The sequence below is a fragment of the uncultured Campylobacter sp. genome, assembly GCF_937997595.1.
GTDB lineage: Bacteria > Campylobacterota > Campylobacteria > Campylobacterales > Campylobacteraceae > Campylobacter_B.
The window spans coordinates 1-11,261 of sequence record NZ_CALKTS010000161.1 but is presented as its reverse complement, the minus strand read 5'-3'; the positions used below and the strand labels follow the sequence as shown (position 1 = coordinate 11,261).

General features: G+C 50.8%; 9 protein-coding genes. 6 read left to right on the top strand and 3 right to left on the bottom strand.

The annotated features are described in order from the left end of the window. Positions 1-1,116, bottom strand: a 1,116-nt coding sequence (locus tag Q0614_RS05910; RefSeq protein ID WP_298787227.1) for a dihydroxy-acid dehydratase, incomplete at its 3' end; no start/stop codon positions are given. Between the two features lie 192 nt (positions 1,117-1,308). Here Q0614_RS05910 and Q0614_RS05905 point away from each other — a divergent pair. The 5 genes from Q0614_RS05905 to Q0614_RS05885 all read left to right on the top strand — a co-directional run bounded on the left by Q0614_RS05905 (position 1,309) and on the right by Q0614_RS05885 (position 6,299). Then, the gene (locus tag Q0614_RS05905; protein ID WP_298787226.1) at positions 1,309-2,268 is read left to right on the top strand and encodes an ABC transporter substrate-binding protein; all 960 of its coding nucleotides are present in this window, start codon (positions 1,309-1,311) and stop codon (positions 2,266-2,268) included. After that, positions 2,262-3,059, top strand: coding sequence for an ABC transporter permease subunit (locus Q0614_RS05900; protein WP_298787224.1), 798 nt, complete (start codon positions 2,262-2,264; stop codon positions 3,057-3,059). The genes Q0614_RS05905 and Q0614_RS05900 overlap by 7 nt, the downstream gene beginning before the upstream one ends. After that, positions 3,059-3,748 carry an ATP-binding cassette domain-containing protein gene (locus Q0614_RS05895; RefSeq protein ID WP_298787222.1) on the top strand — a complete coding sequence of 230 codons (690 nt, stop codon included), beginning with the start codon at positions 3,059-3,061 and terminating at the stop codon, positions 3,746-3,748. Before Q0614_RS05900 ends, Q0614_RS05895 begins: the two co-directional genes overlap by 1 nt. After that, on the top strand, positions 3,741-5,903 hold the full coding sequence (locus tag Q0614_RS05890) for an NnrS family protein (protein ID WP_298787220.1): 2,163 nt from the start codon (positions 3,741-3,743) through the stop codon (positions 5,901-5,903). The genes Q0614_RS05895 and Q0614_RS05890 overlap by 8 nt, the downstream gene beginning before the upstream one ends. 66 nt (positions 5,904-5,969) lie before the next feature. Further along, on the top strand, positions 5,970-6,299 hold the full coding sequence (locus Q0614_RS05885; protein WP_297990394.1) for a cupin domain-containing protein: 330 nt from the start codon (positions 5,970-5,972) through the stop codon (positions 6,297-6,299). A gap of 681 nt (positions 6,300-6,980) precedes the next feature. Here the strand turns inward: Q0614_RS05885 and recJ are convergent. Further along, a complete protein-coding gene (gene recJ, locus Q0614_RS05880) occupies positions 6,981-8,561 on the bottom strand; it encodes a single-stranded-DNA-specific exonuclease RecJ (RefSeq protein ID WP_298787218.1) in 1,581 nt (526 codons plus the stop codon). After that, the gene (locus tag Q0614_RS05875) at positions 8,551-10,182 is read right to left on the bottom strand and encodes a CTP synthase (RefSeq protein ID WP_298787216.1); all 1,632 of its coding nucleotides are present in this window, start codon (positions 10,180-10,182) and stop codon (positions 8,551-8,553) included. Before Q0614_RS05875 ends, recJ begins: the two co-directional genes overlap by 11 nt. Before the next feature lie 138 nt (positions 10,183-10,320). Between Q0614_RS05875 and Q0614_RS05870 the strand changes: the two genes are divergently transcribed. Continuing rightward, a partial coding sequence (locus tag Q0614_RS05870) for a hypothetical protein (protein WP_298787214.1) occupies positions 10,321-11,261 on the top strand: 941 nt, incomplete at its 3' end.

Here is an 11,261-nt window from a genome sequence, read left to right as displayed (position 1 = left end):
GTAGGCGTTTTCGACCTTACGGATGACTGATTCGTCTTTTATAACGCTAGCTCCGACGCGCTCGCCTAGGCTCTCGCCCGTGACCGTTAGCGCGTCTAGCCCTAGCAGCCCGTTATCGCGGCGCGAAATTTCATTTATCACGGCGCTTAAACCGCCCGCGCGGTCGATGTCCTCCATGTGGATATTTGGCAAGCTCGGGCTGATTTTAGCGATATGAGCGATCTTGCGGCTGATGTCGTTTAGACTTGCGATTTGCAAATTTACTCCCGCTTCGCGCGCGATAGCTAGGATGTGCAGCACGGTGTTGCTGCTGCCGCCCATCGCCATATCGACTACGAGGGCGTTTTGGATAGATTTTTCGTTCACGATGTTGCGGATTTTGTATTTTTCATCCAGCGCGATTTGGCAAATTCGTCGCCCTGCCTGCCTGATGAGCTCCTCGCGCTCTGGCGTAAGCGCGGGTACGGTGCCGTTACCTTTTAGCGCGATACCCATCGCTTCGCACAGCGTATTCATCGAGTTTGCTGTAAACATCCCCGAGCAGCTGCCGCCGCTTGGACAGGCTTTGCACTCGATCTCTTTTAGCTCCTCGGCGCTGATCTCTTTGGTTTCAAATTTCCCCACCGCCTCAAACGCCGTGGATAGGTCGATCGGCTCGCCTTTTTTGGTGTAGCCCTTTTTCATCGGGCCGCCGCTAACAAAAACCGTCGGCACGTTCACGCGAAGCGCGCCCATAACCATGCCCGGCACGATTTTATCGCAGTTTGGCATGCAAACGAGAGCGTCCAGGGCATGCGCGTTCATCACCGTTTCGATCGAATTTGCGATCAGCTCGCGGCTAGGCAGGCTATAAAGCATCCCGGCATGCCCCATAGCGATGCCGTCGTCCACGCCGATGCAGTTAAACTCAAATGGCACGCAACCGTTTTTGCGGATCTCGTCTTTTAAAATTTCGGAGTATTTGTTGAGAAAAAAATGCCCCGGAATGATCTCTATGAAGCTATTTGCCACGCCTATAAAGGGTTTTTCAAAGTCCTCGTCCTTTAGTCCGGTCGCTCTTAGCAAGCTTCTGTGCGGCGCGCGCGTATAGCCTTTTTTGATGATGTCGCTTCTCATTTTTTGTCCTTGGATTGAAATTTTCTCCATTTTAGCATAAAATTTTATCGCTGCGGGCGTTTTAAATTTTAGCGCGTTAAAATTTAAAGCCGGACTATTGAGCTTAATCAAACCGAATCGCTCCTGTTTTTGATATAATTGCACATCGATTATCAAAATCTTGCCGTTTGGCAGGAATGAAAAGAGGAGAATATGCAAAGAAGAAATTTCTTAAAACTAACGTCCGCGTTGGCGGCTAGCGGGCTTGCTAGCCCTCTTTTTGCAAAGGAGACTTTTACTATTTACGGCGCGCCCGCGATGCCTAGCCTCATCATCGGCGTTGCATGCATGCAGGGACAGATCGGCAAAAAATACGACGCCAAGCTTGAGCTTTGGCGCGATCCCGATCAGCTGCGCGCAGGCGTGGCAAACGGCGAGTACAAGGTCATGATGAGCCCTAGCAATGTAGGGGTGAACCTCGCAAATCAGGGGCGCAAGATCGGCATGGTAAATATCCTCACCGAGGGGCTAAATTTCGTGATGAGCAAGGGCGAGAAGATAACGGAATTTGCGCAGCTGAAGGGCAAAAAGATCGTAATGCCTTTTAAAAACGATATGCTAGACATCATCGTGCGAGCTATAGCGAAAAAGCAGGGCATTAGTGGGCTAAACATCGACTACACCGCCAGCCCCGCAGAGAGTGCGCAGCTGTTTTTGGCCAAGGACTACGACGTCGCGATCACTGTAGAGCCGCTAGCAAGCGCTATGATCTTAAAGGGCAAAGTATCGGGCATCGCCGTGCAACGAGGAGCAAATTTAAGCAATATGTGGGCGCAGGCGTTTTCGGTAAAGCCCATCATCCCGCAGGCTGGCATCATCGCTGATACCGATTTTTACGCCGCGAAAAAGGCGGATTTTGAAATTTTAAATGCCGATCTGGCAGACGCGCTTGCGTGGATCAAAGCGAACAAACAAAGCGCCGCGGCGATCGGGACGAATTTCTTTCCTGCGCCGCCGCCTGCGATATTTATGAGCATCGATACGTCGAATTTGTGCGTCAAAAAACCTAGCGAGATCAAGGACGAGCTTTTGAAATTTTATGAAATTTTAATGGAATTTAACCCTAAGCTCATCGGCGGCGCAATGCCTAAGGACGAGTTTTTTCTATGCTAAAAATCGATAAAATTCGCAAAGCTCAAAACCCGGCGTTTTACGTCATAGACTATCTGTGGGGCGGCTTTGCGAGCCTAGGGGCGGTGTGCTTTTTCATAGCCGCCTGGCAGGTGGCGAGCGAGGCCTACGGGCCGCTAATCCTGCCCGAACCCGCGGCTGTTTTTTCTAAGGCGTGCGAAATTTTAAAAAATTTCGCCGCAAACGATCTAGCCTTGTCGCTTAAGCGCGCGCTTGCGGGCACCTTTCTCGCGCTTTTTGCAGGGATTTGCAGCGGGCTTGCGGCCGGGTATTTCAAAAGCCTGCGAGCCTTTTTAAACCCGCTAATTACCGTGCTTCTTTCGACGCCGCCCATCGTTTGGATCGTGCTTGCGATATTTTGGTTTCATTTCGGCGATACAAGCGTGCTTTTTACCGTCGTTATCGTCGTCGCGCCGATGACTTTTGCGTCCGCGGCGCAGGCGATGGCTAGCGTGAGCGCCGAATACACCGAGCTTTTTGACAGCTACAAAAGCTCAATTTTAAAAAAACTGCGCTACCTCTACGCGCCGCATCTAATCGAGCGGCTGCTCCCTGCGATCTACGTCGCAGTCAGCAACGGCGCGAAGGTGCTTGTGATGGCGGAGCTTTTGGGCGCGAACGACGGCATCGGCGCAAAGATAGCCGAAGCGCGCGTCAATATCGATACGGTCGAGGTCATGGCGTATGTATGCCTAGTCATAGCCTTTACGGCGCTTTTCGATTATCTCGTGACCAAGCCGCTTCAAATTTTACTGATGCCGTGGAGCAGATGATGCTAAAAATTTCAAATCTGCGCTACGAAATTCTGCGCGACGTTATAATTTCAGATTTTTCTTTGCAGCTGCGCGCAGGCGAAGTAAAGACGCTTTTTGGCCCCAGCGGCTGCGGCAAGACCTCGCTTTTACGGCTGGTCTGCGGGCTGGAGGATAAAAAAAGCGGGCAGATCGAAAACGGCTTTAAAAAAATCAGTTTTTTGTTTCAAGAAAATCGCCTGCTACCGAACCTCACGGCGCTTAAAAATATCGAAATTTTTAGCCCCTCCCGCGTGAGCGAAATTTACGCCCTCGCCGCGAAGATCGGGCTAAGCCCGAGCGATCTGAATAAATTCCCGCGCGAGCTAAGCGGCGGCATGCAAAAGCGCACGGCGTTTTTGCGCACGATCCTTAGCGGCTGCGATCTAGCGCTGCTTGATGAGCCGTTTGTAGGTCTGGATCGCGATCTACGCGGCGTGCTGATCGAAATTTTAGTCTCAAAGATCGAGCGCGAGGGGCTTGCCTGCCTTTTGGTGACCCACGACCGCTTCGAAGCCGCACGCCTAAGCCACGAGATCATCGAGCTCGAGCCCAAAGGGATGGGGCTTAGACGCGTCGTGAGCCTAGATGAGCCGCTAAGCGCGCGCGACGAGCGGTACGAAGAGCGTGTGGTAAGCGAGCAGTTCGGGGGAGTGAGCTATTATGAGTAGAAATTTTATCTTTAATGCGCGCAAGCAGGGAGGCTCCGCACGAAATTTAAACTTACGTTGCGGCCTAGGCGCGAGCAAGCGGGGCTTTGGCGCACAGTGTGCTCTGAGCGCGTACGAACACGGACATTTGCCGGGCGCTAGATGCGACGATCTAGGCATACGCAGACACGGGCTCTTACGAAGTATTAGATGCCGCGATGTCGGCGCGGGCGGACACAGGCTCTTGCGAGATGCTAAATGTTATGATTTCGTTGCTTGCATAGACAGGATCTTTCGGGACATCGGGCGCTGCGATCTTAGCGTAAGCGGATATAGCCTTTCGCAGGACATCGGGCGCCGTGGTTTTGCCGTACCGAAATACGAACTGCGTAGCCGTGCGAACTGCGATTATAGCGTGAGCGTGCTCTTGAACGGCGTAGCATACTGCGGTTTTGCTGCGCGAAATTCGGCGCTATTATGCGGCGATACATACCGCGGCTCTAGCGAGAGTCCCAGCTCACGGCTCAGCCTTAACGCGAGCGATCCTTTGCAGCGCGTATCCGATCGCCCTGCTCGTACCGCCTGCCCGCATTGCAGATTTGGTGCGAACCCAGACGCCCGTCTGCGTTGTGAATTTGGCGCAGATTATTTTAAAAATTCAGGCGGAATTTCTACGCGAAATTTCAAAAATTCCGCTCGCAGCTTGGAAGCGGAGCCCGTGCAAAGTTTCAAAAATCAAAATTCCACTCATGGCTTCTCACAAAGCGGCAGAAGCGCTGAGTCAAATTCCGAGCTGGGCTTCTCGCAGAGCATTAAAAATTCCGAGCAAAATTTACCGCTAAGCTTCTTACAAAGCGCCAAGAATTCCGATCAAAGTCAAAATTTTAAATCCAGTTTCGCGCAAAGCCATGCCGAACCAAATTCTGTTCAGAACTTTTCGCAGAGCTCTAAAAATTCCGATCGGAATTTTAAGGCTAATTCCACGCAGGATAATCAAGCGGAGCCGAACTCTGCAGGAAAGCGCGAAGAGCTGGGCTTTTACGCGCCTAAATTTAAAGATGAGCGCGCGAGGAATTTTTTCTCCCATCCGATGCGCGCTTTCGTTCTTTGCGCCTGCTTTTTTGCGGCGCTGGGCGCGCTTAGCTTTTTAGCACCCGATGCACTGGCGATCGATTATGTGAGCGCTCATAAGTTTTACTTTCTGTTTTTGGCGCCTTCGTGCATCTACGCGGCGTTTTTGCTTACCGCGCTGCCCGATTGGACGAACTTCGAGGGCTCGCTAAAGCCCGTCTCGCTCGCCTTTGCCGCCTGCCTGATCGCGGCTTTTATCGCGAGCTTTTTAAATTTACGGCTTGCGGCTGCGATTACGGCGCTGTTTTGGGCGGTATTTTTCATCTTTGCGGCATGGCTTTTGTGGCTAGATAAAAACTCGAATAATTTTAGCATCCTGGCGGTCCTTGCGGCGTTTTGCGCCTGCTCTGCGGCCTATGGCGCGAGCGGAGATGAGAAGTTTTTGCTTAGCTTCGTGCATATCAACGTCGCGGCAATCGCCGTCGTAAGCTACCGCATAAGCGTCGTCATCGGCAACGAAGCGCTAAGAGAGGGCGGGCTGAAGGACGCCGTTTTTATTCCAAATTTTATCTACAAAAATTTAGCCGCTTTCCTCGCCTTCGCTTTGGCGCTCGCAACGCCCTTTTTAAGCGAGGCGGCATGCGGATTTATCGCGCTTGGTATCGGGTTTTTGTTTTTGGCGAAGCTTCGCGAACTGCACTACGCCGAAATTCTAAGCCGCCACTATATGGCGTTTTACTACGCGTTGCAGGCTGCGTGCGCGGCGGGCTATGCGTGGCTGGGCTGGGAGCTGATCCGCGGGGGGTACGCTGCCGCGCCGCTGCACGTCATCGCGATCTGCTATATGTATGGAGCGATACTTTTCGTAGGGATGATCGCCGGACAGCGCCACAGCGGAATTTCGCCGCTAAACTTCCCGCGCCTAAGCCGCGCGGCGCTCGTTTTGGCTCTACTCGCGGGAGGTTTAAGAGCCGTTTTTGCGGGCGAGAGCTTTGTTTTATACGTGATGATCCCCTCGGCGCTTTTCATCGCCGCGGTCGCGCTATATCTGATAAATTTCATCCCGATCTTTCTGAAAAATCCTTTCAGCGCGGATCCGGATTGATGCTCATCAAAGCGGGCTTGCTAAATTTTAGCTACAATCGATCAAATTTCATTTCAAGGAGAGCTTATGCAACATATCAAAAATATCGACGCCGCCAAGGCCGTAGAGCTTGCTTCGCTAGTCGAAGTGGCCCCTCATAAGGTGATTTCGCGCACCCTCGCGCAAAATCCTGCACTGAATATGACCCTTTTCGCCTTCGACGGCGGCGAGGAGATCAGCTCGCACAAATCCGACGGCGACGCGTTCGTTTACGTGCTTGAGGGCGAGGGCGATTTCACGATCGACGGGCAGAAGCACCGCGTAAAAGCGGGGCAAAGCATCGTCATGCCTGCGGGCTTGCCGCACGCGATCTTCGCGCCGGTGCCGTTTAAGTGGTTTTTAGTGGTGGTTTTTTAGCCTATAAGTTTAAGGGCGGGTCAAATTTTAAAATTTAGCCCGATTTGCGAAACGTCTTTGTTGGGCGATCGTATGAAGCGGCGGTGCGTGAATTTTACCTTAATTCGCGCACCTTTTTAAATTTGGAGGCGAATGCGAATTACAAAATTTGCAATACAGGCGCCAAATATGCGCGCCTGTGGATTATCTCGGCAGAGCGTGCGCCGTGAAATTTCACGAGCCACCTAAATTTATCGATGCCGTGCGGCTGATTTGCGGCATAAATATACGGCGATTTACGCAAAGACTGAATTGTAAAATTTAAGCAACGGCGCGCTATCACATCTGAATGCGTGCCGCGCAGCGTAAATTTATCGCAAATTCCAAATATTTCGCGACTTTTTATCCCCAAGTGCCCGAACGTTGTTTTAAGATTTTGCAACCGCGATGTTTCAAGCGCAGCGCAGGAAATTCTAAAATCCGAAAATACCGCGACTTATCCGCCGCCTGCCGCGATTACGTGAGGTAAATTTTAAAATTTTGCACCATATTTAACGTGCTCCGTGAGCCTAAATTTTAAATTTTAAATTTCCAAATGTGCCGCCGCGACGTAAGATCGCAAACGCGCAAGAGCAAGCAAATTTACTCTCTTCTCGCTAAATTTAACCCGTACCTCCCGCCGAAAGCCGCTTCGCAGAGAAGCTAGCTCTCGCTCGGGGTAAGTTCTTTGATGATGAGCTCGGGCGTGATCGTGCCGCGGAAGTTGTTTTTGCTAATCGTAAAGATCGCGTCCACCCGCTCGCCGGCGCGCGGCAAAAAGTCGTAGTTGAAAAACAGCGCCTCGACGCTGCCGCCGTTTTTATCAAGCGCCATTTTGATATGCTTGCCCTCCTTGCCGATCTCTCTGATATTGCGGGCGCGCGCGCCTTTGATACAAAAGAGCGGGCGCGGATTTTTCTGCCCGTACGGCTCGTAAAATTCTAAAATTTCAAGCAGCTCGAAGTCTATCTGCGACGCGTCCAGCTCGCCCAGCAGATCGTCTTGCGCGCTAAAATCGCTCAGATCCTTGGGTGTTATACGCTCATTTACGCGCCGCTTAAACTCCTGAAGTAGCTCAGGATCGATCCCCACGCCCGCAGCGCCCTTGTGTCCGCCGAAGGTCGTTAAAATTTCGCTTTGCGAAGAGATCAGCTCTAAAATGTCAAATTTACCGATGCTGCGCGCGCTTCCTTTGGCGCGAGAGTCGCTTACGCTAAAGACGATCGCGGGCTTTTTGTAGGTCTTGCTTAGGCGGCTTGCGACGATGCCGATGATGCCTTCGTGCCACTGCGGGCCCCACACGACGATGACGTTGTCGCTCGGATCGACGCTTTTTACGATCTCGTCGTAGAGGTTTTTCTCCTCCTCTTTGCGCGAGTTGTTGATGGAATTTATCGTCTCTAGGTAGTGGTTTGCCTCTCTGATATTTTTGGCGCATAGGAAGTTATACGACATCGTCGCATCGTCCATCCGCCCCGTGCAGTTGATAAGCGGCGCGATCGTGTAGCTGATATCATCAAATTCGAAGTGCTTTTTAAAATAATGCTCCTTAATCGCCTTGAAGCAGGCGCGGTTCGAGCTATTTAGCCGCTTGATGCCGAAACGCAAAAGCGCGCGGTTCATATCGCGCAGCTCCATCATATCGGCGATTATGGCGATGATGAGGATATCCATAGAGCTTGCCATATCGTAGTTCACGCCGAGGGTTTCTTTTAGCGCGCCTACGAGATACCAGGCCACCTGCGCGCCGCAAATTTCGATATTTGGAAAGGTGCAATCGGGCTGCTTCGGATTGATTATCGCATAAGCTCTAGGCAGCACGGGCGGAGGCATATGATGATCGGTGATGATGAGATCGATCCCCTTTTGAGCGCAAATTTCGGCAGCTTCCGTCGCGGAGGTGCCGTTATCTACGGTGATAATGAGATCCACATCCTCAAGCTCGCCTATGATCTCGCTGTTTAGCCCATATCCGTCAGTGAAGCGGTTTGGGATCTTAATAACGTAATCCGCGCCTATTTGATTGAAAAAATCGCTCATTATGACGGTGCTTACGATACCGTCGACGTCGTAATCGCCGACTACGGCTATGCGCTGGTTTTCTTCGATGGCAGTTTTTATGCGCAAAGCCGCCTTATAGGTATCCTTCAGCTCGCAAGGTAAGGGAATTTCAGAAATTTTAGTATGCCGATCGTTCGCAAATCTCGATTTTAGAATTTCCCTTATCTCATTTTTACCTAGCATTTTTTATAGATGCTTCGATAAAGCCCAAAATAGCGGGATTTGGGCGCACTAGACGGCTGGTAAATTCCGGGTGAAACTGCACGCCCAGAAAAAACGGATGGTTTTTTAGCTCGACCGCTTCGATAAGCCCGTCGCTCTCGCCGCAGACGATAAGCCCGTGTTTTTCAAACTCGGCGCGGTACTTCGGATTGGCTTCGTAGCGGTGGCGGTGGCGCTCGCGGATGGTTTTTTGTTCGCCGTAAATTTTACCCAAAAGCGAGCCTTTTTTGACGTCGCAGTCATAGCCGCCCAGCCGCATAGTGCCGCCCATAGGAGATTTATGCGTGCGGATCTGCTTTTTGCCGCTTGCGTCGATGAAGCTGTCGATGAGGTAGATCACCGGATCTTCGGTCTGCGGGTCAAATTCCGAGGAGTTGGCGTTTTTCAGTTTTAAGACATTGCGCGCAAACTCCACCATCGCAAGCTGCATCCCCAGGCAGATGCCCAAAAACGGCACCTTATGCACCCGCGCGTAGTTTATGGCTAAAATTTTACCCTCTATCCCGCGCGAGCCGAAGCCGCCCGCAACCAAAATTCCGTTTACGTCGCGGAAAATTTCATCCACATTGCTCGCTTCAATTTTTTCACTATCTACCCACTTTAAGTTTATCCGCGTATCAAGCGTAGCGCCCGCGTGGATGATCCCCTCGGTGAGGGATTTATAGCTTTCTTTCAGATCGATATATTTGCCGACGAAGGCGATCGTGGTTTCGTTCGTAGGCACGATGACGCGCTTAACGAGGCTGTCCCAGTTGCTCATATCGACTTCGAGCTTATTTAAGTTTAGAGTCTCCGCGATCGGCGTTAAAATATCCTGCTTCAAAAATGCAAGCGGGATCTGATAGATGCTCGCGCTATCGGGGCTTTCGATGACGCAGTTTTTATCCACGCCGCAGCTTAGCGCGATCTTATCTTTCAGCGCGCGATTTAGCGGCATTTCAGAGCGGCAGATTATCATATCGGGGCTGATACCGATGCGGCGCAGCTCGCCTACACTGTGCTGCGTGGGCTTGGTTTTGAGCTCGCCCGCTACTTTGATGAAAGGCACGAGCGTGAGGTGGATATTCATCGTATTTACTCTGCCAAGCTCCACTCTCATCGCGCGAATCGCCTCTAAAAACGGTAGCCCCTCGATGTCGCCCACGGTGCCGCCGATCTCGACGATCAGCACGTCGTTGCCCTCGCCCGCCTTTTTTATGCGGCGCACGATCTCGCCTACGATGTGAGGGATCACCTGTATCGTCTTGCCCAGATAATCGCCCCTGCGCTCCTTTTCGATGACGGAGCTGTAAACTTTGCCCGTGGTGAAGTTGTTGTCTTGGCTTAAATTTTCATCCAAGAACCGCTCGTAGTGCCCCAAATCCAGGTCAGTCTCCGCGCCGTCGTCGGTGACAAAAACCTCTCCGTGCTCCAGCGGGCTCATGGTGCCCGGATCGACGTTGATATATGGATCCGCCTTTAATATGCGCACTTTAAGCCCCGCATGTTTTAAAAGCGTCGCGATCGACGCCGCCGCAATGCCCTTACCCAGCGAGCTCAGCACTCCGCCGGTGACGAAAATATATTTCGTTTGTTTTGCCATAAGTTTTCCTAAATTTTGATATTAATGCCGCGATTATAACTTCTTTTAGGTTAAAGCACACTAAGCTAGAATTTGAAAATTTTAGAAATTTACGGCAAAATACACACCCAAATAAATTTTAAATTTAAAGGAGAGATGATGAAAAAAATCATCGCGGCTTTAGTGGTCATCGTAGCGCTTATAGTGGGCGTTTTTGTAGCGACGAAGGACGCAAAAACTGGCGTAGCTAAAAGTGTAAACGATAGCATAACCAAAACGGTTGACGGTGCGGTCGGCAAGAGTGCCAGCGCGGCGATTGAGCAACAGATTGCGGAATTTATCGCTAGAAACGAAATTTTCGAGACTAAGAGCGCTAAATTTTATCCGGGAGATAGCAACTCAAGCGGCTTTATCGAAGGCGTAGTAAAAAAAGAGAAACTACAAAAAAGCCTTGCTGAAGGCTTTAGCAAGCTAAAGGAAAAAGCAGGCGCGCAAGATAGCAACGATACGGACGAGCCGGATCCTGCTAAAATTTTCCCGGAAGATTTTGCTTTTCGCTATGACTACACTATCAAGCATAGCGTAAAAAACGCTGCGGATGGATTTGAGAGCGACGGAATTTTAACGATTAAGACGCCATATTACGCAGAGCCTTGCAAGAAGCTGTTTAAGACTGACGCGCCGCTTAGCACGCATCTAAACTACGGACCTACAGAGGTTAAATTTAGCGCAAAGCTAGCCGATATAAATGTGCTCGAAGATGGCGAAATAGGACGTCTTGCAGGCCTTAGCCTAAACGGCACGAGCGATATGAGCGGCAAAACGATAAAAGCCTTGGGCTTTAAAATCGGTGAAATTTTTATAGACGACGGCAAGGATTCGGGTCTTGATGTGAAGGATCTTATCTATGAGGCAAACTTTAAAAATGGCATCCAAGATCTAGACGATAATATAACTAAGCTCTTTTTGAATGACATAGATTTTGCAGGCAGCACAAAAGAGCTCGTCGTAACTGTAGATAAGCAGCGCTTCGTCGTAGTTACGGATATGAGCACGGAAGGTAGCTACCGCGTAAAAGATGGAATTTTAAATTTCAACGA